Source organism: Pseudomonas azadiae, assembly GCF_019145355.1.
GTDB classification, from domain to species: Bacteria; Pseudomonadota; Gammaproteobacteria; order Pseudomonadales; family Pseudomonadaceae; genus Aquipseudomonas; species Aquipseudomonas azadiae.
In genome coordinates this window covers 85,870-109,854 of record NZ_JAHSTY010000002.1, presented here as the reverse complement: position 1 = coordinate 109,854, position 23,985 = coordinate 85,870, and the positions used below count along the sequence as shown (strand labels likewise).

General features: G+C 62.1%; 20 protein-coding genes. 12 read left to right on the top strand and 8 right to left on the bottom strand.

The window, feature by feature from the left end; genetic code table 11:
* Positions 1-81: 81 nt before the first annotated feature.
* From KVG91_RS16850 to KVG91_RS16840, 3 genes are all read left to right on the top strand, one after another.
* The gene (locus tag KVG91_RS16850; protein WP_169375640.1) at positions 82-681 is read left to right on the top strand and encodes a short chain dehydrogenase; all 600 of its coding nucleotides are present in this window, start codon (positions 82-84) and stop codon (positions 679-681) included.
* A gap of 96 nt (positions 682-777) precedes the next feature.
* On the top strand, positions 778-1,449 hold the full coding sequence (locus KVG91_RS16845; protein ID WP_169375639.1) for a COG3650 family protein: 672 nt from the start codon (positions 778-780) through the stop codon (positions 1,447-1,449).
* A gap of 106 nt (positions 1,450-1,555) precedes the next feature.
* Entirely contained in the window at positions 1,556-3,169 is a 1,614-nt protein-coding gene (locus tag KVG91_RS16840; RefSeq protein ID WP_169375638.1) for an NAD(P)/FAD-dependent oxidoreductase, read from the top strand.
* A 135-nt stretch (positions 3,170-3,304) separates the two neighbouring features.
* Here the strand turns inward: KVG91_RS16840 and KVG91_RS16835 are convergent, their stop codons facing one another.
* Positions 3,305-4,399, bottom strand: a complete 1,095-nt coding sequence (locus KVG91_RS16835; protein ID WP_169375637.1) for a PLP-dependent cysteine synthase family protein — start codon at positions 4,397-4,399, stop codon at positions 3,305-3,307.
* Positions 4,400-4,616: 217 nt separating this feature from the next.
* Here KVG91_RS16835 and nhaA point away from each other — a divergent pair, with 217 nt between their 5' ends.
* Positions 4,617-5,804 carry a Na+/H+ antiporter NhaA gene (gene nhaA / locus KVG91_RS16830; protein ID WP_169375636.1) on the top strand — a complete coding sequence of 396 codons (1,188 nt, stop codon included), beginning with the start codon at positions 4,617-4,619 and terminating at the stop codon, positions 5,802-5,804.
* Positions 5,805-6,568: 764 nt separating this feature from the next.
* Here nhaA and KVG91_RS16825 read toward each other — a convergent pair.
* The 6 genes from KVG91_RS16825 to dinG form a co-directional block, all read right to left on the bottom strand.
* Positions 6,569-7,033, bottom strand: coding sequence for an outer membrane lipoprotein (locus KVG91_RS16825; protein WP_003231137.1), 465 nt, complete (start codon positions 7,031-7,033; stop codon positions 6,569-6,571).
* Positions 7,034-7,262: 229 nt separating this feature from the next.
* On the bottom strand, positions 7,263-7,910 hold the full coding sequence (gene pdxH, locus KVG91_RS16820; RefSeq protein ID WP_169375635.1) for a pyridoxamine 5'-phosphate oxidase: 648 nt from the start codon (positions 7,908-7,910) through the stop codon (positions 7,263-7,265).
* 27 nt (positions 7,911-7,937) lie between these two features.
* Positions 7,938-9,128 (bottom strand): OmpA family protein, encoded by a 1,191-nt coding sequence (locus tag KVG91_RS16815; protein ID WP_169375634.1) that lies wholly within the window; start codon positions 9,126-9,128, stop codon positions 7,938-7,940.
* Positions 9,129-9,271: 143 nt separating this feature from the next.
* Positions 9,272-10,417, bottom strand: a complete 1,146-nt coding sequence (locus KVG91_RS16810; protein WP_169375633.1) for a serine hydrolase domain-containing protein — start codon at positions 10,415-10,417, stop codon at positions 9,272-9,274.
* 82 nt (positions 10,418-10,499) lie between these two features.
* Positions 10,500-12,797 (bottom strand): beta-galactosidase, encoded by a 2,298-nt coding sequence (locus tag KVG91_RS16805; protein WP_169375632.1) that lies wholly within the window; start codon positions 12,795-12,797, stop codon positions 10,500-10,502.
* Positions 12,798-12,885: 88 nt separating this feature from the next.
* A complete protein-coding gene (dinG, locus tag KVG91_RS16800) occupies positions 12,886-15,030 on the bottom strand; it encodes an ATP-dependent DNA helicase DinG (protein WP_012722636.1) in 2,145 nt (714 codons plus the stop codon).
* Positions 15,031-15,129: 99 nt separating this feature from the next.
* Between dinG and KVG91_RS16795 the strand changes: the two genes are divergently transcribed.
* Positions 15,130-15,594 carry a CopD family protein gene (locus KVG91_RS16795; RefSeq protein WP_169375631.1) on the top strand — a complete coding sequence of 155 codons (465 nt, stop codon included), beginning with the start codon at positions 15,130-15,132 and terminating at the stop codon, positions 15,592-15,594.
* A 56-nt stretch (positions 15,595-15,650) separates the two neighbouring features.
* Here the strand turns inward: KVG91_RS16795 and KVG91_RS16790 are convergent, their stop codons facing one another.
* On the bottom strand, positions 15,651-16,409 hold the full coding sequence (locus tag KVG91_RS16790) for a collagen-like protein (RefSeq protein WP_169375630.1): 759 nt from the start codon (positions 16,407-16,409) through the stop codon (positions 15,651-15,653).
* Between the two features lie 200 nt (positions 16,410-16,609).
* Between KVG91_RS16790 and KVG91_RS16785 the strand changes: the two genes are divergently transcribed.
* The 7 genes from KVG91_RS16785 (at position 16,610) to KVG91_RS16755 (ending at position 23,889) form a co-directional block, all read left to right on the top strand.
* Positions 16,610-17,107: a DUF6231 family protein gene (locus KVG91_RS16785; RefSeq protein WP_169375629.1), complete on the top strand. Its 498-nt coding sequence runs from the start codon at positions 16,610-16,612 to the stop codon at positions 17,105-17,107.
* 4 nt (positions 17,108-17,111) lie between these two features.
* A complete protein-coding gene (locus tag KVG91_RS16780) occupies positions 17,112-17,582 on the top strand; it encodes a YchJ family protein (protein WP_169375628.1) in 471 nt (156 codons plus the stop codon).
* Positions 17,583-17,599: 17 nt separating this feature from the next.
* Positions 17,600-18,082: an LEA type 2 family protein gene (locus KVG91_RS16775; protein ID WP_169375627.1), complete on the top strand. Its 483-nt coding sequence runs from the start codon at positions 17,600-17,602 to the stop codon at positions 18,080-18,082.
* Positions 18,079-18,291 carry an SEC-C metal-binding domain-containing protein gene (locus tag KVG91_RS16770; protein WP_076950063.1) on the top strand — a complete coding sequence of 71 codons (213 nt, stop codon included), beginning with the start codon at positions 18,079-18,081 and terminating at the stop codon, positions 18,289-18,291. The genes KVG91_RS16775 and KVG91_RS16770 overlap by 4 nt, the downstream gene beginning before the upstream one ends.
* A gap of 222 nt (positions 18,292-18,513) precedes the next feature.
* Positions 18,514-20,955 (top strand): penicillin acylase family protein, encoded by a 2,442-nt coding sequence (locus tag KVG91_RS16765; protein ID WP_169375626.1) that lies wholly within the window; start codon positions 18,514-18,516, stop codon positions 20,953-20,955.
* Between the two features lie 298 nt (positions 20,956-21,253).
* Complete coding sequence (locus KVG91_RS16760; RefSeq protein ID WP_169375625.1) at positions 21,254-22,258, top strand: ligase-associated DNA damage response exonuclease; 1,005 nt, start codon at positions 21,254-21,256, stop codon at positions 22,256-22,258.
* Positions 22,255-23,889 (top strand): ATP-dependent DNA ligase, encoded by a 1,635-nt coding sequence (locus tag KVG91_RS16755; RefSeq protein WP_169375624.1) that lies wholly within the window; start codon positions 22,255-22,257, stop codon positions 23,887-23,889. Before KVG91_RS16760 ends, KVG91_RS16755 begins: the two co-directional genes overlap by 4 nt.
* The last annotated feature ends 96 nt before the right edge of the window (positions 23,890-23,985 follow it).

Here is a 23,985-nt window from a genome sequence, read left to right as displayed (position 1 = left end):
CCAAAGGTTGCCTATTAGTGCGTTTATCCAGCGAAAAAGCCACTCTAGACTGAGCCTTCATTCACCCGGAGGAACAACACCATGAAAATCCTGTTGATTGGCGCCAGCGGCACCGTCGGCACGGCCGTCAAGGCCGAGCTGGCCCAGCGTCACGAAGTGATCGGCATCGGCCGCAGCAGCGGTGACTATCAAGTGGATATCAGCGATAGCACGTCGATCCGCAGACTGTTTGAGCAGACCGGCCGATTCGACGCGCTGGTCTGCGCGGCGGGCAGCGTGAACTTCGTGGCGCTGGGCGACATGAGCGAAGACGATTTTGAATTGGGCCTGCGTGACAAGCTGATGGGCCAGGTCAACCTGCTGTTGATCGGTCGTGAGTACGCCAACGACGGCGCCTCGTTCACCTTCACCAGCGGCATTCTCAACCGCGACCCGATCCGCACCGGCGCCTCGGCGGCCCTGGTCAACGGCGCGCTGGATGCCTTCGTCAAGGCGGCGGCGCTCGAGTTGCCTAGAGGACTGCGCGTCAATTCGGTGAGCCCGACGGTCCTGCTCGAAGCCATGGGCAGCTATGCGCCGTACTTCCGCGGCTTCAAACCGGCAGCAGGCGCCGACGTGGCGTTGGCCTACGCAAAAAGTGTCGAAGGCCTGCAAACGGGTCAGACCTTTATCGTCGGCTGAACCCGGCGTCTGTCAGAATCGCCTTAAGCTGCCGGGCGGGGTTGTGATGCGACGCCGGCCTGCGTAACGTGGCGGCACTTGTCTGGAGACCCGATCATGCGTGCCGCCCATACCCTTGCTCTGTTTGCCTTGTTCCCCCTGTTCGCCGCCTGCCAGATGTTCGACAAGGAGCCGGCCACGCCGTCTCTGGCCGGGCTGACCCGCATGCAGGGCGAACTCACGGCGGTCGGCGATAAGCTGCTGTTCCAGCCGTGCAATGACAAACGCAACTACGTGGTCAACGACACGGGCGGCACCAGCATCCTGCAGGAAGCGGCGTCCCTGGCCGGCCAGCAAGGTGCGTTGTTCGCCGACCTGCGTGGCAAATTCTCCGGGGTCGCCAGCGGCACCCAGGGCAGCGTCGACCTGCAGCAGCTCTACCGCGTCGAGCGCTCGACCTCGGCCTGCGCCGACCCGGATTTCAAGCGCATGATCCTGCGCGCCAACGGCCACAATCCAGCCTGGGCGATGAACGTCACGGCCAAGGGCATGGTACTGCAGCGCGAAGGCCAGCCACCCCTGGCGGTGCCCTATGTGGAAGAGCAGATCGGTGACGGCCGCTTCAACCTGATGACCGAAGCCAACAACCAGCACGTCGAATTGTGGGTCGCCCCGCAACGTTGCATCGACAGCGTCAGCGGCAGCCTGCAGCACATGACCGCCGAGTTGCGGGTTAACGGCCAGGTGCAACGGGGCTGCGCCTCGTTTGGCGGTTCGCGCGACGACTGACTGGGCACTGCGCTGTTTTAACATGACGGGAAACGGCCATTGGGGCTTATAATCGCCGGTTTGCAAAACAGCCGGCCACTCAGCCCGCCGCCTACCGGATCCTGTCATGTTACGAATCACCGAACTCAAGCTGCCCATCGACCATCCCGAAGAAGACCTGCGCCCTGCGATCCTGCAGCGCCTGGGCATCGCCAGTGATGACCTGCTCGATTTCACCCTGTTCAAACGCAGCTACGATGCGCGCAAGAAATCCTCGGAGCTGTGCTTCATCTACACCATCGATTTGAACGTGAAGGGCGAAGCCGCCCTGCTGCTCAAGTTTGCCGATGACCGCAACGTCAACCCGGCGCCGGATGTCAGCTATAAAGTGGTGGGCCAGGCGCCGGAAGGTCTGGTCGAACGTCCGATCGTGGTGGGTTTTGGCCCGTGCGGCATCTTTGCCGGGCTGTTGCTGGCGCAAATGGGCTTCAAGCCGATCATCCTCGAGCGCGGCAAGGAAGTGCGCCAGCGCACCAAGGACACCTGGGGCCTGTGGCGCAAAAGCGTGCTGAACCCTGAGTCCAATGTGCAGTTTGGTGAAGGCGGTGCCGGGACGTTTTCCGACGGCAAGCTCTACAGCCAGATCAAGGACCCGAAGTTCCACGGCCGCAAAGTCCTGCACGAGTTCGTCAAGGCCGGTGCGCCGGAAGAAATCCTCTACGTCAGCAAGCCGCACATCGGCACCTTCCGCCTGACCGGCGTGGTAGAAAACATGCGTGAGCAGATCATCGCCCTGGGCGGTGAAGTGCGCTTCGAACAGCGGGTTACCGACGTGCTGATCGAAGACGGGCAGTTGAACGGCGTGGTCGTCGATGGCGGCGAACAGATCCTTTCCAGGCATGTGATCCTGGCCTTGGGCCACAGCGCCCGCGATACCTTCCGCATGCTCCACGGCCGTGGCGTGTACATGGAAGCCAAGCCGTTCTCGGTAGGTTTTCGTATCGAACACCCGCAGTCGTTGATCGACGCCGCGCGCCTGGGCAAATACGCCGGGCACCCGAAATTGGGGGCCGCAGACTACAAACTGGTGCACCACGCCAGGAACGGCCGCTCGGTCTACAGCTTCTGCATGTGCCCAGGCGGCACCGTGGTGGCGGCGACGTCCGAGCCGAACCGCGTCGTGACCAACGGCATGAGCCAGTACTCGCGTAACGAACGCAATGCCAACTCCGGCATCGTGGTCGGCATCACCCCTGAGGTGGATTACCCGGGCGGTCCGCTGGCGGGGATCGAGCTGCAGGAACGCCTGGAATCCCACGCCTACCTCCTCGGCGGCAGCAATTACGACGCCCCGGCGCAGTTAGTCGGTGATTTCATTGCAGGCAAGCCGTCCACGGCTATTGGCAGTGTGGAACCTTCCTACAAGCCCGGCGTGTCCCTGGGTGACTTGGCCCTGGCCTTGCCGGCGTTCGCCATCGAGGCGATCCGCGAAGCACTGCCCGCGTTCGAGAAGCAGATCAAGGGCTACTCGCTGCACGATGCGGTGTTGACCGGTATCGAGACGCGCACCTCATCGCCGCTGCGGATTACCCGAAATGAATCGATGCAGAGCTTGAACGTGAAAGGCCTGTTCCCGGCCGGTGAAGGTGCGGGTTATGCCGGCGGGATTCTGTCGGCGGGCGTGGATGGGATCCGGATTGCCGAGGCGTTGGCGCGGGATATGTTGGGCATCGAGGCCTGATAGTTCTTTGCTGACAACACCTATCAAATGTGGGAGCTGGCTTGCCTGCGATTGCGGTGGTTCAGTCGATACACTCTGCGACTGACACTCCGCATTCGCAGGCAAGCCTGCTCCCACATTTGGTTTTGTGTGGTGTCAGATGTTGGCGCGCTGGATGCTGTTCGGCAGCGGCTCACCACGCTCCACACTCGCCGCAACCTCTTTGATCAAACCATCCAGTTCATACCCCTGCCCCGCCAACCACGCCTGGTCGTAATAGGTTGTGGCATACCGCTCGCCCCCATCGCACAGGATCGCCACGATCGATCCCGACTCTCCCGCTGCCTTCATCTGCTGCGCCGCTACCAGCGCGCCAATCAGGTTGGTCCCGCTGGAGCCGCCGACCCGGCGACCCAGCCGTTCGGCCAGGTAATGCATGGCCGCCAGCGAGAGCGCATCCGGCACCTTGACCATTGCATCGATCACCGCCGGCAGGAACGACGCTTCAACCCGTGGCCGGCCAATGCCTTCGATGCGCGAACCACAGTCCAGACGCAGGCTCGCGTCGCCGCTCTGGTAGAAATCAAAGAACACCGAACGCTCGGCATCGGCACACAGCACGCGCGTGCAATGCTGGCGATAACGCACATAACGACCCAGGGTCGCGGTGGTGCCGCCGGTACCGGGGCTGGAGATCAACCAGCTCGGTTCCGGATACTGCTCAAAACGCATCTGCTGGAAGATCGATTCGGCAATATTGTTGTTGGCCCGCCAGTCGGTCGCGCGTTCGGCGTAGGTGAACTGATCCATGAAGTGACCGCCGCTTTCCCGTGCCAGGCGTTCAGATTCAGCATAAATCTGCGTCGGGTCCTGTACCAGGTGGCTTCTACCGCCATAGAAGGCAATTTGCGCGATCTTCTCCTGGGAGGTGGTCGCCGGCATCACCGCAATAAAGGGCAGGCCGAGCAGACGGGCGAAATAGGCTTCGGAAATCGCCGTCGAACCGCTGGACGCTTCGATCACCGGGGCGCCGGGCTTGAGCCAGCCATTGCACAGCGCGTACAGAAACAATGAACGCGCCAGCCGATGCTTGAGGCTGCCGGTCGGGTGACTGGACTCATCCTTGAAGTACAGCTCGGTGCCCGGCAAACCTGGCAGCGGCAAGGGGATCAGGTGCGTGTCGGCGCTGCGCTGGAAGTCTGCTTCAATGATACGAATGGCTTCGCGGGCCCAGGGACGGTGGTCGCTCATGGCGTGTTTCTCTGAGGGTGTAAGCCCCGATTTTAGGGGGTTTCCTACACGCCAGACAGATACAGTGCCGACTCAATAAGACACACAATTGCCGGGCTTAGCCGAAGCGTCATCGCGGACCTCTGGTTATAACAAATAAGAATATAACTTTTGTTTTAACAACTAACGGTACGGGTTAGGGTACCCACCTATTGAATCTTGGATTGGAGAGCGTCCCTTGCCTCTGCGTAGCACTTTCACCCGTTTCTTCCAGCTGGAAGCCGCCAGCGGTCTATTGTTGATCGCAGCTGCGGCACTGGCCTTGATCATTAACAATTCGCCCTTGTCGCACCTGTACGGCGCGTTTCTCGACGTACCGGTAGTGGCGCAGATTGGCGCATTGAAAATCGCCAAACCGGCACTACTATGGATCAACGATGGCCTGATGGCCTTGTTCTTCCTGTTGATCGGCCTTGAGGTCAAGCGCGAGCTGCTCGACGGCCACCTGTCCAAGCCGTCGCAGGTAGTGCTGCCTGGCGCGGCAGCCATCGGCGGCATGGTGGTGCCGGCGCTGATCTATTGGGCGATTAACAAGGACTACCCTGCCGCGCTGTCGGGCTGGGCGATCCCCATGGCCACCGACATTGCCTTCGCCCTCGGTGTGCTGGCCTTGCTGGGCAAGCGCGTACCGGTATCGCTCAAGCTGTTCCTGATGACCCTGGCCATCATCGATGACCTGGGCGCGATCATCGTCATCGCCGTGTTCTATTCCGCCGACTTGTCCGGCGCCGCCCTGGCCGGTGCGGGGGCCTGCCTGATTGCGTTGATCGCGATGAACCGACTGGGCGTGATCAAGCTCGGGCCCTACCTGATCATCGGGCTGATCCTGTGGGTGTGCGTACTCAAGAGCGGCGTTCACGCGACGCTCGCCGGCGTGACATTGGCGTTCTGCATCCCGATGCGCACCAAAAACGCCGAGCCGTCGCCGCTGCTCACCCTGGAACACGCCCTGCACCCGTGGGTGGCCTACGGCATCCTGCCGTTGTTCGCCTTCGCCAACGCGGGCGTGTCCCTGACCGGCGTCAGCCTGGAAAGCTTTACCCACCATGTACCGATGGGCATCGCCGCAGGCCTGCTGATCGGCAAGACCATCGGCGTGTTTGGCCTCACCTGGCTGGCCATCAAGACCGGCATTGCCGCCCTGCCCAGCGGCGCGAATTGGGGCCAGGTGTTTGGCGTGGCGATCCTGTGCGGCATCGGCTTTACCATGAGCCTGTTTGTCGGGTCCCTGGCATTTGTGCCGGGAGCCAGTGAGTTTGCCGGAGAAGACCGGATGGGCATTCTGACCGGGTCGATACTGGCAGCGTGTATCGGGTATGCGGTGACGGCGCTGGCGAGTCGCAAGAAGGCTATACCTTCAGTTTGACAGTGTGAACTGACGAGCCAAAAACCAAAAAGCCGCCTCGGCGTACACCGAGGCGGCTCCACTTCTTCAGACCTTACAGGTCATCGAAGCTGTCCCGCAGGAACGTCCAGACGTGATAAACACGCAGGGCATTCACTACGAGGTTCCACGTACGTCGTGCAAACTTAGACATACTCGGCCCTCCAAATGTTGGGCCTTACCTCCAGCGCACTTACCGGAACATGTGAGCCTTTGGATGCTGTCATTGCGTCCTATGAGGCGGCTGGGTTAATGGGCCTTCCGCATGAATCCGGCACGGATTACTAGCCCGTGGCGGTCGGTCCAAAACCTGCGTAGATACCCAGCACACGTACAGAATGACGATCGCAGAACGGGGTCGATACTAACTGAGCGTGCGGGTTGAAGTGTGTCCAACGGCGCAAGAACGCCAAAAAACGTTGCTCAAGTTATTTCGCTTTTTTGCAATCACCGCCGACAAGAAATGTATAAGAAAGGTTGATCACCGCTCATCGCCGCATCTTGTGGCGAACGCCGAGCAACAGTAGTATCCGTCCATGTCATTGCGTCCTAGAGGATGCAAGCCTTGATGAAAATCGGGTTTGCAATAAAAAACCGCCCTACTAAGGCGGTTTTTTATTGCCCGTTTTTTGCCCTACTCAGTCGCCGACACTCAACCCCCAATACCGTCCTGGAATATTGGCCCCATAAACCAAAAACCCCCAAACCGGTCACCCGGTTGGGGGTTGTGTTTCTACACCCCGCGCTTAACGCGTAACGCGGCTCGTACCATCAACCGTCATGATGCGCACACGGTCACCAATGCGGAAGATTTCGTTCTCCTGCACGGCCTGCACATAGGCGCGCGTGCTGCCGTCGTCTTCGCGAACGGTGATTTCCACGCCCTGCGTGCGGGTCAGGCCTTCTTCAGTGGCCGAACCCAGCAGGCCGCCGGCGACAGCGCCGATCACTGCGGTAACGATGCTGCCACGCCCGCCGCCGATGGCGCTGCCGCCAACACCGCCGATGACCGCGCCGGCAGCGCCGCCGATTGGGGTCTTGGTGCCTTCGATTTTCACCGGGCGCAGGGACTCGATGGTGCCCATGCGCACGGTTTGTACACGACGCGCTTCGTCACGGGAGTATGAGTCGCCGGTCAGACTCGAGGCGCAGCCACCCAACAACAACGACAGGGTGGTAAAGCAGGCAACCAGTAAAACAGACTTACGCATAGCATCAACTCCAAAGGACAGGTGTTCATTAAACGCTGCAGCTTGACGCCTGTCACGGCAAGCACCGCAGAAAATTGCGTTCATTCAGCCTGAGTACAGACTGCGCGCACCACAAAACTCGACGAACGGTCGCATTGGCTGGACGACGCCGCGCAGCAGTCGCCCGAAGCCCCTTATAGAGACTTCGAAGTGATCGGCAACATTCAGGCAAAGTGACGAAAGGTGCAGCTCAGGGCGCCAGGCGCTCACGTGTCCAATCGGCCCCTTGCAGGCGATAGTTCAGGCGATCGTGCAGGCGGCTGGCGCGGCCTTGCCAGAACTCGATGCGCTCGGGCAGCAAACGATAGCCACCCCAGTGCTCGGGGCAATCGGGCTGGGTGTCGCTGAAACGCTGCTCGGTGGCCTTGAGCAGGTCCTGCAATGCTTCGCGGTCACGAATGACCTGGCTCTGCGGCGAAGCCCAGGCGCCCAGGCGGCTGCCCAGCGGGCGGACCTGATAATAAGCGTCCGATTCCTCAGGCGTGACCTTGACCACCCGCCCCTCGATGCGTACTTGGCGCTCCAGAGTCGGCCAGAAGAAGGTCATGGCCGCAAACGGCCGCGCCGCGAGCTGTTGGCCCTTGGCACTCTGGTAATTGGTAAAGAAGGTAAAGCCCTGCGCATCCAGGCCCTTGAGCAACAGGATGCGGCAGTGCGGACGACCGTCCTGGTCGACCGTGGCCAAGGTCATGGCATTGGCTTCCACCGGTGGCTGCTCGGTTTTCACCGCATCGGCGAACCATTGGTGGAACAAGGCAAACGGTTCGCTCGGGGCCTGGGCCTCGCTCAAACCGTCCCGTGTGTAGTCACGGCGCATATCGGCCAGTGCCTGGGTCATGCGGCTTTATCCTTCTGGTTCAGCGGATCAGTTTTTCGCCTGGTCACTCGGCGCGGGCGCATCAGCCTTGGCTTTGGCCGCAGCCGGCTTCTTGGCAGCAGGCTTGGCCGGGGCCTTTTTGGCGGCTGGCTTGGCAGCGGCTTTCTTGCTGGTTGCCTTGCTGGCAGCCGCTTTTTTGGCCGGGGCCTTGGCGGCAGGCGCCGGGGCAGGAACATTCTGCACGGCAACCATTTCAGCCACAGGCGGCGTCTTGCCGGAATTGTAGTTGCTCAACAGTGCCAACATGGTCGAGCGCTGGGTGAACATGATTTCCATACGACGGTTCAGGGCGCGACCCTGGTTGCTGTCGTTGGCGGCACGTGGCATCAGGTCGCCCATGCCGCGCAGCATCAAACGGTCTTGCTTGAGGCCGCTGAGGCTGAAGATCGAGGCGATGGATTGCGCGCGCTCCTTGGTCAACGCCTGGCTGGCCGGGGCGGTGCCGGTGGCATCGACGTGGCCCAGCACCAGAACGGCCGTCTTCGGGTCGGCTTCAACAGCCTTGGCCACACGCGTGAACGGACCCAGGGTGACCGGCAGCAACATGGCCGGGCGTTTCGGATTGTAGGAGCCGTCTACCGGGGCAATCACGACGAGCACGTTGTCGCGACGTTCCAGCTGCAGGTTGCTGTCCTTGATGGCAGCGCGCAGACGTGGCTCGTAGTCGTCCAGCCAAGCTTGGGTGATTTTCGGGTCGGGCATCGGCACGTTGCTGACATCAACCTTGGCCAGCGGCTTTGGCTTGCTTTCGAACGGCCACCACCAATGGGTCTCGGTGTCGGTCTTGGCGACCACAGGGCCTGGATCGGCAGCCTTGAGGTCAGCTTTCAAGTCGGCCTTGGCAACGGCTTCCTTGTCGTCGGCGCTCTTGGAGGAAAACGGCCACCAGTTGAAACCCGTGTCGGCCTTGGCCGCTGGCGCAGGCGCGGCGTCGGCAGGCGCGGGGGCAGTCGCTGCGGCAGTGGCAGGCGCGGCTGCAGCAGTGGCAGGCGCAGCAGGCTTGGCGCCGGCGGCGGGCTTGGCATCCGGCTTGGCGTCGGTTTGGGTCACTGCGTCCTTGGCAGCCGCCTTGTCTGACCCAAATGACCACCAATGCCCGCCGGCATCATTTTGTGGAGTTTGTGCGCAACCGGTAATAGTGAGACATAGCGCCAGCGCCAAGGACTTGTTCGATAACATGAGATATCCACAAAATGAGAAAAGAAACGGGGGTCCGGGTGACCCGTTAAACAGACGCTTACAGAACATTTAAGTTACATCATTTCGTTCAGCGCCTTCTTATAGTTGCCTTTGTAACAAAAAAATGTGAAACAGCAAGGGGTTTACAGACAACCGGCCAATATTCCGACCAACTTCTGCGCCCGTGGGTCCATAAGTACGTAAGGGCCCAATGTATTAGTCACGAAACCAAACGCTACATCGTGCTCCGGGTCGGCAAACCCTACCGAACCGCCTGCGCCGGGATGCCCGAAAGCACGCGGCCCCAGGCCGAAGGTGGCATTGGGCAACTGCGGCTGGTCCAACATGCAGCCCAGGCCAAAACGGGTTTGGGTCAGTAATGTTTTATCCGGCCCGACACTGTGTTCACGGGTCAACTGTTCGAGCATGTCGGCTTCCAGCAAACTACCGTCCAATAGTCCACTATAAAACCCCGCCAGGCTGCGCGCATTGCCGTGGCCATTTGCCGCCGGCTGCTGCATGCGCCGCCATTCAGGTTTATTAGTGCTGGTCAGAATGGACGGTGGATTGGCAAATGCACGCGTCGTCATGGCCGCAGGTTCACGCATCATTACTTGCAATAAACGTTGTGCGGCTTCATCACCCATATTGCCTTTGCTGCGCGCAATATGCGCCACGCGATAAAACTCTGCATCCGCCAGGCCTACATGGAAATCCAACCCCAGTGGCCGCGCTACCCGCGCCACGATGGACTCTCCCGGTCCGCGCCCATCGGCGCGCCGCAGCAACTCGCCCACCAGCCAGCCGTAGGTGATCGCCTCATAGCCGTGGCCTTGGCCCGGTGTCCACCACGGGGCTTCGGCCGCCAGGGTATCGACCATCAGTTGCCAGTCGTACAGCGCCTCGACAGGCAACATCTCGCGGATCGCCGGCAACCCGGCCTGGTGGCAGAGCAAGTGACGCAGGGTGACGGCTTCCTTGCCGGCGGCGGCGAACTCCGGCCAGTAGTGAGCGACCGGTGCGTCCAGCTGCAATTTGCCTTCGGCAACCAGTTGCAGGGCCGTCACGGCAGTAAAGGTCTTGGTGCAGGAGAACAGGTTGACGATGGTGTCGCTGTGCCAGGCCTCGAGACCGTCCTTGTCAGCGGTGCCGGCCCACAGGTCGACGACGGTTTCACCGCCGATCTGGATGCAGAGCCCGGCACCCCGCTCCTGCGGGTCATCGAACAACGCGGCAAACGCTTCACGTACCGCTTCGAACTGGAGTGCGTAATGACCTTGGATCTGCACCTGAACACCCTCGGAAAACACAGCAAAAAGTGGCCGACATTGTTCCAGCCCTTGTGGGTTTTGGGAACCCGTCAGCACTCAATCAATGACCATTCCCAGCATGCCCACCGGCATGCCCGGCGCCCTGCCCCGGGCCTTTGCCTTCTTGGCCGGCCCTGCCCCCTTCGCTTTCATGCACGGCTCCGACAGCCTTGGCCTTCTGCGCTTCCTTGCCCAGTTGATCAACCGCTGCCAAGTTGCTCTTGCGCACGCTGTCGACGAAGCCCTGGAACGGTAGGTCGGTGATGCCCACCAGGCCGAAATGGCCGTTCTCGCCGTCCAGCAAACGCCCGGTCACGGGTTGGTCCAGGTACTGGAACCAATGCACGCCGACAATCGACGGCTCGGCCATGGCCTGCTTGAGGAAGTTGGCATACGCCGCGCCACGATCTTCTTCCTTGGCCAACTGCGTCACGCCGCCCCAGAACGGCCCCCGGTCGGCCGAGCCAAAATTGAATTCGGTGATCAGCACCGGTTTATCCAACGCACGCAAGGCCGCGAAGTCGTAACCGTCCTGGGGCTTGAGGGTGTACATGTTGAAGCTCAGTACATCGCAATACTGCGCACAGGACGCCACGGCTTCAGGCGTGCTCACCGCAAAACGGCCGCCCAGCAGCAGTTGATTGGGCGCGTGCCATTTGAGCGAGTCGGAGATGGTTTTGAAGTAGGCGTCCGCAAAGGTCTTCTGGAAGTGTTTGAAGTCAGCTTCTATTTCAGGGTGTTCAGGGTCAGGCATCGGCGGTTCGAAGCCAGGGTCCTCCAACAGCTCCCAACCGGCCAAGTGAATACCCCAGGCCTTGGACAGGCCTTCTTCGTTACGGTATTTGTCGCGCAGTTGCTTGAGAAACGCGCGCTTGGCCGGGACATCGGTGGTCATGCGCAACGTGCCGTACGCCAGGGCGTAGCGCGATTTCGGCGCATCGCCTGGGCCGGCCCACGCCAGCTCGTTATCGGCGAAGAAACCGATCAGCCACGGGTCGTCACGGTGATCGCGGGCAGCAATGGCCACGGCGCGCTCGGTGGCCATGGCGAAGCGCGGGTCAAACGGGTCAGGCATGCCGCCCCACCAATCGGTGCCGGTGCTGATGCTGGCGTAGTCGCCGACGATCGACAGCGGCAAGGTGTACGGCACGCGGTCGGCGCTCGCCAGGTCCGGTTCGCTCCAGTTGCCCACGGTGTTGAAACCCCAGGCCTGCAGGCGGTCAAGGGTGTGCGCGACCCAGCGCTTCTGGTCGAAACCCTCGCCGCCGTAAGTACGCTGCAGGTTGGCGCCATAGAAGTCATACCAACGTCCGGCGCCAAAGCTGCGGCCCTCGCCCGCGCCGTTGCCGGTGCGGTTGTCGCCGCTGCCGTAGTACTTGTCGAAAGGCTCGCCCGCCTTGGGCAACGCGGCAAACATCCATTCCCGGCCGGCCACGTAAGTCTGGCTGTTGTCCGGCGCCACGGTGTTGACGCCCAAGGAATAGAACGGATGACCATCCGGCGTCACCAGGTACCAGCGCCCGTCGCGCTTCTCGGTGCGGAAAAAACCGCTGGGCTCGAACGCCGGGCCTTTGTTCCAGCCGCCATAGGGGTCCAACGCGGCTTTATCCCGCGTCGCCAGCCAGCTCTGGAGCTGTTGCTGCTCTTTGGCCGCGGCGGTCTTGAGCTGTTCGTCGTTGCTGACTTTTTCGGGCCAGCGCGCGCGGGTGGATTGACCATAGGCGTCCACCAACTCGCTGTAGGCCGCTTTCAACACCGGCTCGCTGTCCTGCACGCCAAAGCGCTCCAGCAGGATGCTTTGGGCGGCATTGGGCCTGATCATCGACAAGGTCACCGAGACCACTTGGCCGCGGTCGATTTCACCGGCGCTGCTGGCCAGCAATACGCGCTGGCCGTCCACGGTGATCGGCATCGGCGGGCCAGCCTTCATGCCCTGGCTCAACGGCGAGTTGGCTTGCAGCGGGACCAACAGGGTCTGGGCCGGGCCCGCAGGCAGGTCGATGCGGCTGACCAAGGTACGGCCGTCAGCGCTCTGCACCTTGACGTAGAGGGTCAACGCCCAGTCCATTGCACTTTGTATGCGCAGGCTCATCGCGCCCGACTGGGACCAGTCCCAGGTGCCGGTTTGCGGGCTGAGCACCAGGCTCGGTTCGGCAGCCGGGCTGAAGGTGATGCGGCGCAGCACTTCGCCTTCGGCAGTCTGTTCGGCATTGTATTGCGGCAGGCTGGCGTCCTGGGTCGCCACCTTGACCACATCGGCAGGCCGGACGAAGTTGAACAAGGTCTGTTGCCCGGCGGGCGCAGCCATCAATGGCGCGGTGAACAGCAGGGCAAAAAGAGCGGGCAGCGTGCGAATCATACAGACAAGGTTCTCCCAGACGGCCGGTAAATGGCCTGATGACATAATCGAGGTAGACCACGAAGTGGGCGCATTCGCCCACGGTGGCTTAAGAAATTTCGCGCCTGAACGGCGGCAAGGCGTTGAGGATGGCCTTGCCATAGCGCTGGGTGACCAGACGGCGGTCGAGCAAGGTGATGGTGCCCCGGTCTTCTTCGGTGCGCAGCAAGCGACCGCAGGCCTGGACCAGCTTCAACGAAGCATCCGGCACCGAGATTTCCATGAACGGATTACCGCCCCGCGCTTCAATCCACTCGGCCAGCGCGGCCTCGACGGGATCGTCCGGCACCGAAAACGGGATCTTGGCAATCACCACGTGTTCGCAGTAGGCGCCGGGCAAGTCCACCCCTTCGGCGAAACTCGCCAGGCCGAACAGCACGCTGGAGTCTCCGCCGTCGACTCGCGCCTTGTGCTTGTTCAGGGTTTCCTGCTTGGACAGGTTGCCCTGGATAAACACCTGTTTGCGCCAGTCGCGGTCGAGGCCGTCGAACACGTCCTGCATCTGTTTGCGCGACGAAAACAGCACCAGAGTGCCGCGCGAGCCTTCCACCAACCCCGGCAGGTCACGAATGATTGCAGCGGTGTGCGCTGGCGCGTCCCGTGGGTCGGCCTTGAGGTCCGGCACCCGTAGTACGCCTGCGTCGGCGTGATGGAACGGGCTCGGCACCACCGCGGTGACGGCCTTTTTCGGCAGGCCGGCGCGCATGCGGAACCGGTCGAAAGTACCCAGGGCCGTCAGCGTGGCCGAAGTTACCAGGCAGCCGTAGGCCACGTTCCACAGATTGCGCCGCAGCATTTCCGCCGCCAGGATCGGGCTGGCGTTGACCTCGATGTCAAACAGCGCGCCGCTTTCCGACAGCGTCAGCCAGCGGGCCATGGGCGGGTTGTCTTCCGGGTCTTCGACGGTGAAGGCGGTCCACAGCTCCCAGTTGCCCTGGGAGCGGGACAACAGGCTGCCGAACAGCGGGTACCATTCCTCGGCCTGGTTGCTGGCGATGCCGATGTTGACCTCGCCATCCATACCCTCTTTGAGCAGGTCGGTGAGGCGGGTGAACAGGTCGGTCAGGCGTGAGAAGCCTTTCTTCAACTCGATGCCCATCTCGCGCATATGCTCGGGGATCAACCCGCCGACAAATCGATGACGTGGCCGCTCACGGCCTTCGACGTCTTCACCGGGCTTGAAATCGGCCACCTGCTCGCAGGCGCTGAACATGAACTGCTGTTGGGTCTTGATTTCCCGTGCCAGCTCCGGCACTTGCTCGATCAGCTTGCCCAGGTCGCCGGGCAGCGGGTGCTGGGCCAGCAACTTGGTGAGGTTCTTGGCGGTGGTTTCCAGCCAGTCGGCGGTGGAACGCAGGCGCGTGTAGTGGGCAAAATGGCCGATAGCCTTGTCCGGCAGGTGATGGCCTTCGTCGAAGACGTAGAGGGTGTCGCGCGGGTCCGGCAATACGGCGCCGCCGCCCAGGGCCAGGTCGGCCAGGACCATGTCGTGGTTGGTGACGATCACATCGACCTTGCCCATGCCTTCGCGCGCCTTGTAGAAGGCGCATTGGCCGAAGTTGGGGCAATGGCGGTTGGTGCACTGACTGTGGTCGGTGGTCAGGCGCGCCCAATCGGCGTCTTCCAGGGCGGTGGGCCAGCTGTCGCGGTCGCCATCCCACTTATTGCCGGCGAGCTTCTCGATCATGCTGGTGAACAGCTTCTGGCTGACTTCATCGACTTCGATCTTGAAGCCTTCCTCCTCGAACAGCGACGCCGTGGCGGTTTGCGCATGGCCTTCCTGCAAGAGCACGTCGAGCTTGGACAGGCACATGTAACGGCCGCGGCCTTTGGCCAGGGCGAAGGTGAAGTTCAGGCCACTGTTGCGCATGAGGTCAGGCAAGTCTTTGTAGACAATCTGCTCCTGCAGGGCGACGGTGGCGGTGGCGATCACCAGGCGCTTGCCGGCGGCCTTGGCGGTCGGGATTGCGGCCAGGCTGTAGGCCACGGTCTTGCCGGTACCGGTGCCGGCCTCGACGGCCACGACCGCGGGCTCGCCCTCGCGGCGGCCTTCGTCGTCGGTGTCGATATCCCCGAGGACCTTGGCCACTTCGGCGATCATCAGGCGTTGGCCGTAGCGCGGTTTCAAGCTCTTGGCTTCGAGAAAACGCGAATAGGCACCCTGGATCGTGGTTTTGAGTTCAGTGCTGATCATGGATAGTCGGGCGCAAAAAACGCTGGATAAATTTTCAGTGGTTCGGATCGGCCGCTATCATACCCCGCTAATTAATCCCGCGCAGAACGGAGTACTTCAATGACCGTGTTTAACCTCGCTTATACGCTGCATGTATTGGCCGCCCTGGTGTGGGTCGGCGGCATGTTTTTCGCCTGGATGATCCTGCGCCCCGCCGCCGGGGCGGCACTTGAAGGCCCTGCCCGGCTAACGCTATGGGCGAATGTGTTTCAACGTTTTTTCGTATGGGTGTGGATTGCGGTGGCCGTTTTGCCGATCAGCGGCATCGGCCTGCTGCATCTGCGCTTCAACGGGTTTGAGACCGCGCCGCGTTATGTGCAGGTGATGATGGGTTTGTATCTGGTGATGACGGCGTTGTTTATCCGTGTCCAGGCGTTGAAGCTTCCGGCGTTGCGCAACGCGGTGGCCGCTGAGGACTGGCCGGCGGGGGCCGCGGTGCTGGGGCAGATTCGCAGGTTGGTGGGGATCAATTTGATTGTGGGGTTGCTGGTGGTGGCAATCGCTTCGGCTCGGCCGATGTTCTGAGGCGACTCGGACACCGCCATCGCGGGCTTGCCCGCGATGGCGTCAGGCCAGGCGACTCAAAGCCGCTGAATGGTCACGGAACCCGCTGGCCCCGCCGGTCCAGGTTGCCCTTCCAAGCCTGGGCGGCCCTTCTCGCCTCCGCCGGCGCGGTACACGACACAGCCTTTGGATTGCCCGCCTTTGCCCGGTTTACCCGCAGTACCGGCCAAACCGCCAGGCCCACCGTCAACCCAAACCTTGATCTGCCCCGCAGGGAAGTCCCGTGGCAATTCAACCCGCACGGTCGCGCCCGCCGCCCCCGGCAGGCCATCGCCACCGTTGTCGCCGTTAAAACCACGCCCCGCCGAGCCCCAGGTGCAGCCCGGGTCTTCGCCATTGGCGCCGTCCAGACCGGCATAGCCTTTGGCACCGGCACCGCCACGGGCGTCTACGGAAAGTTCTTCAGCGTTCAGCGAATCGATGCGCAAGGTCAGGTCACGCCCGGCCTTGGCCGGCTTTTCGTGGGTGCCGGGCGCGCCGCGCGAGGTGATCTGGCTGCCCTGGTCCAGCTGCGCATGACGTACCTGCAATTGAAGCGCGGTGTTACCCGGCACAATGGCGATGCGCGCATCGCGCCCAAGATGCAGCTCATCCACCGTGACCTGGCTGATGGTCGCGGGAATCAGCAAGGTGCCGTAGTCCGCCACATCCAGTCGTTCCAGTTGCAGCACGCTGGTGCTGCTGGGCAGGCGCATCAACGAATTGGTTTCGACACTGACGCTCTGGGCCAGAACAACGGGGCTGACCAGCAGGGCCAACAGTAAAACCTTACGCATCATGGGGCTCCCCTAATTTTTCATTTCTAGTTTTTTCTTTGGACGCACAGTAACGACTTCCACAGGCGCTTTGCCAGTGAAGGATCAAAAAAGTTAATAAAGGGAGGAATGTCCACGCTGCAGACCTTTTCGCAGTCAACCGCGCTAGGCCCGCACGCTTAGCCGCGCTAGTCTCTAGTCTCCTGATGTGAGGATCTCTGATGACCGCCGGTATTTCTGCCCGTACTCCCCAGCAAGCCCTGGCCGCCTTGCTTGATCTGCACCAGCCAAAACGCCTGCTGCTGTTGGGCGCCAGCCAGTTTCCGGCGCTGGAGGCTTTTCAACAAGCCCACCCGCAGACCCAAGTGTCCGTCGCGGCTCCGGGCGCGCTGCCCGCAGCGCTTGCCGCGCAACGGTTTGATCTGGCGCTGGTGGTGGACTGCCTGGAGCACCTGTCGAAACCACAGGGCTTGACGCTGCTGGGTGGCATCCGCAACCTCAATGCCAGCCGCATCGCGGTGCTGGTGGACCTGGCCGCCTGCGACTGGAAAGACACTGACTTCTTCTCCCTGGCCCTGCAGGCCGGCGAACGTTTCCAGCGTGATGAGCAGGTCCTGACGCTGTTTACCTACGATCTGCTTGACTATAAACAGGTGCCGGACTGGCTCAACGCCCGCTTCTGGGCCAACCCGGAAAATTTCGGAAAGTATTGGTGGTAACCCGATGAGTACATCCATTTGCCCCTGCGGCAGTGGCAACCTGCTGGATGCCTGCTGCGGCCATTATCACGCCGGGCACCCGGCGCCCTGCGCCGCCGCGCTGATGCGTTCACGCTACAGCGCCTACGTGCTGGGCCTGGTGGACTACCTGGTCGCCACGACGCTCCCGGCGCAACAAGCCGGCCTGGATCGCAATGCCATCGCTGCCTGGAGCGCACAGAGCACCTGGCTTGGCCTTGAAGTGGAAAGCTCCGAAGTGTTCGGTGGCCAGCCCGAACACGCCTTCGTGACCTTCACTGCACGCTGGCATGACGCTACCGGTGAACATAGCCACCGCGAGCGCTCCTCTTTCGTACAGAATGATGGACGCTGGTACTTCATTGATCCGACGGTGGAAGTGAAGGCCGGACGCAACGATGCCTGCCTGTGCGGCAGTGGGCAGAAATTCAAGAAGTGTTGTTCCAGCTACCTCTAACCCACAGGACTGACGCCATGCTCCGGATGTACAGCTTGATGCTGGCGTTAACCCTCGGCCTGACCGGCTGCGCGTCATGGTTCGAGGACGATTCGCCACCGCCCCATGTCTCGCTGGTGAAGGTCGAGGTGGTGCGCGCCAAGTTGCTGGAACAGAAATTCAAGCTGTACTTTCGCGTGGACAACCGCGACGACGCCGACCTGACCGTGCGCGGCCTGATCTACAAGGTTTCCCTGGGCAACTTCGTGTTGACCGAAGGTGAGTCCGACGAGTGGCTGACCGTACCGCCGCGTGGTCATAAGTTTTTTCGCGTATCGGTGCGTACCAACCTCTGGCCGCAGATCCGCGATGTGGTGCAGATGCTGAAGAAACCCGACCGCCCCGTGCCGTATCGCCTGGAAGGCGAACTGAAAACCGGATTATTCATCGGTTATGACGTGCAGGTGAACCACAATGGCGAGATAATCCCCGGCGATTTTATTCCGGAGCGACATCGATGACTCAGCAACCCCATGTCCATGGTCCTGACTGCAACCACGATCACGATCACCATGATCACAGCCACGACCACGAGCACGGCCATGTCCACGGCCCGAACTGCGGCCACGCTCACCAGGAACCGGTGCGCAACGCCCTGAAGGACGTGGGTCGCAACGACCCTTGCCCGTGCGGCAGCGAGAAGAAATTCAAGAAGTGCCACGGGGCATAACCTCTTGAATGCGGTCAGTGTGGGAGCTGGCTTGCCTGCGATAGCGCTCTGCCAGTAGCCCATCAGTCACTGAACCGCCGCCATCGCAGGCAAGCCAGCTCCCACATTGATCAGTGTCTGTTTCAAGTTCTCATGTAATTGCCAAAACTCCCGCTTGCGTCGTTTCGCCGCGCTCACTAACGTAGCGCCTTTACTGACGCTACCCCCCGCAGGAGCTTTGCCATGGCCTCGCCAGCCCTCTCACATTTTCTTCCCCGGTTCGGCGTAGCCGCGGCAGTGGCCAGTGCGTTAGGCCTGGCCGGTTGCCAGCTCCAGAGCACCCAGGACACCCTGCCGCCGATTGCCGGCGTGCAGCCGATCAAGGGCCTGGCACAGAATGTTTCCGTGCAACGCAATGCCCAAGGCATGCCGTTGATCGAAAGCAACACCTTCCATGACGCGTTGTTCAGCCTCGGTTATGTGCACGCCAGTGATCGCATCACCCAGATGGTCACCCTGCGCCTTTTGGCCCAGGGCCGCCTGGCGGAGATGTCCGGCCCTGAAGTGCTGGACGTCGACCGGTTCATGCGCGCGGTCAACCTGAAAAAAAGCGCCGGCGAGCTCTATAACGCCTCCTCGCCACGCCTCAAGCGCTTCTTTGAAGTGTATGCCCGTGGCGTCAACGCCTACCTGTTCCGCTACCGCGACAAGCTGCCGCCGGACCTGGCCCAGACCGGCTACACGCCCGAGTACTGGAAGCCGGAAGATTCGGCGCTGCTGTTCTGCCTGCTGAATTTCAGCGAATCGGCCAACCTGCAGGAAGAAATTTCCTCCCTGGTGCTGGCACAGAAAGTCGGCGTCGACAAACTCGCCTGGCTCACGCCCAGCGCGCCGGATGAATCGATCCCCCTGGCCGAGGCCGAGAAACTCAAGGGCGTGAACCTGGGCCAGGTCACGGGCCTGGCCGGGCTGGATGCGGTCAGCCAGCAGTTGGCCAGCCTCAACTCGCTGGCAGTGAGCACCTCGAGCAACTGGGCCATTGGCCCGCAACGCAGCCGCAGCGGTAAAAGCCTGCTGGCAGGCGATCTCGCCGCCCAGCCGCTGGCACCGTCGCCCTGGAGCTATGTACAAATCCGCGCACCGAAATATCAGGCCGTCGGCGCCTCGATTGCCGGTCTGCCGACCCTGCTGTCCGGCTTCAACGGCAAAGTCGCGTGGAGCATGAGCACGGTCAAAGGCGATACCCAAGACCTGTTTCTGGAAAAAGTCAGGCGCCAGGGCAGCGCGTTGTACTACGAGAACAACGGCAAATGGCTCCCTGCGGGCGTACGTAACGAGACCTTCTTCATCAAGGGCCAGCGCTCGATTCGTGAAGTGGTGTACGAAACCCGGCATGGCGCCCTGCTCAACAGCAGCCAGGCACTGACCACCGGCCTAGGCCTGGCCCTGCAGACCGCCGACTTCAAAGACGACAAGAGCCTGGATGCGTTCTTCGACCTGTCCCGTGCGCAAAACGCCGGCAAGGCCTCGGACGCGACCCGTGAGATTCGCGCCATAGCGCTGAATATGGTGTTCGCCGACGCCAGCAGCATCGGCTGGCAAGTCACCGGCCGTTTCCCCAACCGCCGCGAAGGCGAAGGCTTGCTGCCATCGCCGGGTTGGGACACGCGCTTTGACTGGGACGGTTACGCCGACGCAATGCTGCACCCCTATGACCAGGACCCGGCCCAAGGCTGGATCGGCACCGCCAACCAGCGTACCGCGCCGCGCGGCTACGGCATGCAGTTGTCCAATTCCTGGGATGCGCCGGAGCGCAGCGAGCGCCTGGCGCAACTGGCCAATGCCGGCAAGCATGACAGCCGCAGCATGATCGCCATGCAATACGATCAGACCACCCCCTTCGCCGCCAAGCTCAAGACCATGTTCCAGGCGCCGGGCATGGCCCAGCCGCTGAAACAGGCGATCGACGCGCTGCCGGCTGCCGAGCAGGCCAAGGCGCGCGAAGCGCTGAATCGCCTGATGGCCTTCGACGGCCGGCTGCTGGCAACCTCCGCCGATGCCGCGCTCTACGAACTGTTCCTGCAGGAAAGCACCCGGCAGATCTTCCTCGACGAACTGGGTCCGGAAAACAGCGCGAGCTGGAAAGCGTTTGTCAGCAACGCCAGCCTGTCCTACGCCGCCCAGGCCGACCACCTGTTGGGACGTGAAGACAGCCCGTTCTGGGACGACGTGCGAACCCCGCAGAAAGAAGACAAGCCGGCGATCCTCGCCCGCAGCCTGGCCGCCGCGATCAGCGCCGGGGACAGCCAACTGGGTGCCGATCACAAAGCCTGGCAGTGGGGCAAATTGCACATGACCACCTGGAAAAGCGCCGATGGCCAGGTGATTCGCGGCCCGCTGGCGTCGGGCGGTGATCACAACACCTTGAACCCGGCGCCGTACCGCTGGGGCCAGGACTTCAACACCAGCCAGGTACCGGCGCTGCGCATGATTGTCGACTTCGGCCAGGTGGAACCGATGGTGGGCCAGGGTGGCATCGGCCAGTCCGGCAACCCTGCCAGCCCGAATTATGCCAATGGCATCGACCCGTCGCTCAAGGCGCAATACCTGAGCTTCCCGATGCAGCCGCAGAACTTTGAAAAGGTGTATGGCAAGGCAAGGCTTACCCTGACGCCCGGCAAATAAGCGGATTTAATGTGGGAGCTGCGGCTGACAAATCCCGTGTAGTGAGCGGGCTTGTCGAATCGTCGCACCGCCCGCGCTGGGTGGCGAAGCCGCCCCAACCCAGGCGACCTGGCTCTATCTGGAACTCGGCGGTGGCTTTATCGGGGCGGCTTCGCCGCCCAGCGCGGGGCAAGCCCGCTCACTACAGGTTGTTCATCGCAGGCAAGCCAGCTCCCGCCTGTGTCCTGCATGCATTCCGATAGAACTTCTGCGCCCAGCCCCGCCTCATAAGTAACAAGCCCACCGCCCCGGTCACCCCATGGACCTTGTCATCGCCCGGCCCGAAGGCCTTTACTGCCCCGCCGGTGATTTCTACATCGATCCCTGGCGCCCGGTTGAACGTTCGGTCATCACTCACGCCCACGGCGACCACGCCCGCACCGGCAACGAGCATTACCTCGCCGCCGCGCCCGGCGAAGGCATCCTGCGCTCGCGCCTGGGCCAGGACATCAACCTGCAAACCCTGGCCTACGGCGAGCAATTGGTTCACCACGGCGTGACCTTAAGTTTTCACCCGGCCGGGCACGTGCTCGGTTCGGCCCAGGTGCGCCTGGAATACAAAGGCAAAGTCTGGGTCGCGTCCGGCGACTACAAGGTCGAGCCCGACGGCACCTGCGCGCCGTTCGAACCGGTGCGCTGCCACACGTTCATCACCGAGTCCACCTTCGGCCTACCGATCTATCGCTGGCAGCCCCAGGCGCAGATCTTCGCCGGGATCAACGAGTGGTGGCAGGCGAATATCGCGGCAGGCAAAGCCAGCGTGTTGTTCTGTTACTCCTTCGGCAAGGCCCAGCGCATCCTGCATGGCATCGACGCCAGCATCGGCCCGATCCTCAGTCACGGCGCGGTCGAACCGCTGAACCGGGTGTACCGCGAGGCCGGTGTCTACATCCCAGAAACCCTCTACGCCGGTGACTTCAACAAGACTGATCCGCTGTTGCGCCAAGCCTTGATCATCGCCCCGCCGTCCGCGGGCGGCAGCAGTTGGATCAAGCGCTTCGGCGACTACAGCGACGCATTCGCCAGCGGCTGGATGCGCTTGCGCGGCACTCGGCGGCGGCGCGGTGTGGACCGGGGCTTTGTGCTGTCGGACCACGCCGACTGGCCCGGCCTGTTGTGGGCCATCGAGCAAACCGGCGCGGAGCGGGTGATGGTTACCCACGGTTCTGTCGGCGTTCTGGTGCGTCATCTGCGCGAGAAAGGCCTGGATGCCCAAGGCTTCGTCACCGAATACGGCGATGACGAAGAGGAACCCAGCACATGAAGGCCTTTGCCGAACTGTACGCCAACCTCGACGCCACCACCTCCAGCAACGCCAAGCTTGCCGCGTTGCAGACCTACTTCCGGCAAGCGGCACCGGACGATGCCGCGTGGGCCGTGTATTTCTTGTCCGGCGGTCGGCCTCGGCAATTGGTGCCCACGCGTCTGCTGCGGGACATGGCCACCGAAGCGTCCGGCATCGAGCCGTGGCTGTTCGAAGAAAGCTACCAGTCCGTGGGTGACTTGGCGGAGACCATTTCCCTGTTGTTACCGGAGTCGACCTACACCTCGCAGGACGGCCTGGCGGTGTGGCTGGAGGAAAAACTCCTGCCGCTGCGTGGCCTGCCGCCCTTGGAACTGGCTGAACGCCTACCCGCGTTATGGGCGCAACTGGACCAGCCCAGCCTGATGGTGTGCATCAAGTTGATCACCGGCAGTTTCCGCGTCGGTGTGTCCAAGCTGTTGGTCACCCGTGCCCTCGCCGCAATGGCCGACCTGGACAGCAAGCGCGTGGCGCAGCGGCTGGTGGGCTACACCGACTTGTCCAACCGTCCTACACCCGAGGGCTACCTGAAGCTGATCGCCGCCGAATCGTCCGATGAACATGCGCAACGTGGCGGGCAGCCTTATCCGTTTTTTCTTGCGCATGGGTTGGCGCAACCGGTGGAGCAATTCGACACCTTGCTCGGCCCTCCCGCGAATTGGCAGGTGGAGTGGAAGTACGATGGCATCCGCGCGCAACTGGTGAAACGTGAGGGCCGCCTGTGGGTCTGGTCACGCGGCGAAGAACTGGTGACGGAACGCTTCCCCGAACTTCACAGCCTGGTGAGCGGGTTGCCCGATGGCACGGTGATCGACGGTGAGATCGTCGTGTGGAAAGACGCGGTGCAACCTTTCGCGCTTCTGCAGCAGCGGATCGGCCGCAAGACCCTGAGCAAAAAGGTGCTTGAGGATGCTCCCGTCGCAGTCCTGGCATACGACTTACTGGAATATGCCAATGATGATTGGCGCAACCACACCCAGGCTGTGCGCCGCACGCAACTTGAACAGGTGATCGCCCAGTGCAACCAGCCCGTGTTGCGCGTATCACCCTTGCTGACGGGCAGCAGCTGGCAGGACCTCGCCGAACAACGCGAAGCCTCACGCAGCCTCGGCGTGGAAGGCATGATGATCAAGGACCGCCAGGGTCTCTACGGCGTGGGTCGCACCAAGGACATGGGCCTGTGGTGGAAGTGGAAAGTCGACCCGTTCAGCGTCGACGCAGTGCTGATCTACGCCCAACGCGGCCACGGTCGACGCGCCAGTCTCTACAGCGATTACACCTTCGCGGTGTGGGACGGCCCGCCCGGCAGCGAACGCACCTTGGTACCGTTCGCGAAGGCGTATTCAGGGCTGACCGATGAAGAGATGCGCAAGGTCGACGCCATTGTGCGCAAGACCACGGTGGAAAAATTCGGGCCGGTAAGCAGCGTGACGCCGAGCATGGTGTTTGAGCTGGGCTTTGAGGGGATTGCCCTGTCCAAGCGGCACAAGAGCGGGATTGCGGTGCGGTTTCCACGGATGCTGCGCTGGCGCCAGGATAAGTCGGTGGAAGAAGCCGACAACCTGGCTACCCTGCAAGATCTGCTGGCCTGAACACGATTCCCCCTGTGGGACCTGGCAAGCCAGCTCCCACAGTTTTAAATCTTCATGCGACCTGAAATGGTGCGCTGATTTTTCACCGCCCATTTT

What these genes read in the sequence shown, in the direction of transcription:
- KVG91_RS16765 (WP_169375626.1), top strand. Translation starts at nt 18,514, where the DNA reads ATGGCCTCGCCAGCCCTCTCACATTTTCTTCCCCGGTTCGGCGTAGCC.
- KVG91_RS16825 (WP_003231137.1), bottom strand. Translation starts at nt 7,033, where the DNA reads ATGCGTAAGTCTGTTTTACTGGTTGCCTGCTTTACCACCCTGTCGTTG.
- KVG91_RS16815 (WP_169375634.1), bottom strand. Translation starts at nt 9,128, where the DNA reads ATGTTATCGAACAAGTCCTTGGCGCTGGCGCTATGTCTCACTATTACC.
- KVG91_RS16845 (WP_169375639.1), top strand. Translation starts at nt 778, where the DNA reads ATGCGTGCCGCCCATACCCTTGCTCTGTTTGCCTTGTTCCCCCTGTTC.
- pdxH (WP_169375635.1), bottom strand. Translation starts at nt 7,910, where the DNA reads ATGACCCAGGCACTGGCCGATATGCGCCGTGACTACACACGGGACGGT.
- KVG91_RS16850 (WP_169375640.1), top strand. Translation starts at nt 82, where the DNA reads ATGAAAATCCTGTTGATTGGCGCCAGCGGCACCGTCGGCACGGCCGTC.
- KVG91_RS16840 (WP_169375638.1), top strand. Translation starts at nt 1,556, where the DNA reads ATGTTACGAATCACCGAACTCAAGCTGCCCATCGACCATCCCGAAGAA.
- KVG91_RS16780 (WP_169375628.1), top strand. Translation starts at nt 17,112, where the DNA reads ATGAGTACATCCATTTGCCCCTGCGGCAGTGGCAACCTGCTGGATGCC.
- KVG91_RS16770 (WP_076950063.1), top strand. Translation starts at nt 18,079, where the DNA reads ATGACTCAGCAACCCCATGTCCATGGTCCTGACTGCAACCACGATCAC.
- KVG91_RS16835 (WP_169375637.1), bottom strand. Translation starts at nt 4,399, where the DNA reads ATGAGCGACCACCGTCCCTGGGCCCGCGAAGCCATTCGTATCATTGAA.
- KVG91_RS16805 (WP_169375632.1), bottom strand. Translation starts at nt 12,797, where the DNA reads ATGATTCGCACGCTGCCCGCTCTTTTTGCCCTGCTGTTCACCGCGCCA.
- KVG91_RS16755 (WP_169375624.1), top strand. Translation starts at nt 22,255, where the DNA reads ATGAAGGCCTTTGCCGAACTGTACGCCAACCTCGACGCCACCACCTCC.
- KVG91_RS16760 (WP_169375625.1), top strand. Translation starts at nt 21,254, where the DNA reads ATGGACCTTGTCATCGCCCGGCCCGAAGGCCTTTACTGCCCCGCCGGT.
- dinG (WP_012722636.1), bottom strand. Translation starts at nt 15,030, where the DNA reads ATGATCAGCACTGAACTCAAAACCACGATCCAGGGTGCCTATTCGCGT.
- KVG91_RS16775 (WP_169375627.1), top strand. Translation starts at nt 17,600, where the DNA reads ATGCTCCGGATGTACAGCTTGATGCTGGCGTTAACCCTCGGCCTGACC.
- KVG91_RS16795 (WP_169375631.1), top strand. Translation starts at nt 15,130, where the DNA reads ATGACCGTGTTTAACCTCGCTTATACGCTGCATGTATTGGCCGCCCTG.
- KVG91_RS16785 (WP_169375629.1), top strand. Translation starts at nt 16,610, where the DNA reads ATGACCGCCGGTATTTCTGCCCGTACTCCCCAGCAAGCCCTGGCCGCC.
- KVG91_RS16790 (WP_169375630.1), bottom strand. Translation starts at nt 16,409, where the DNA reads ATGCGTAAGGTTTTACTGTTGGCCCTGCTGGTCAGCCCCGTTGTTCTG.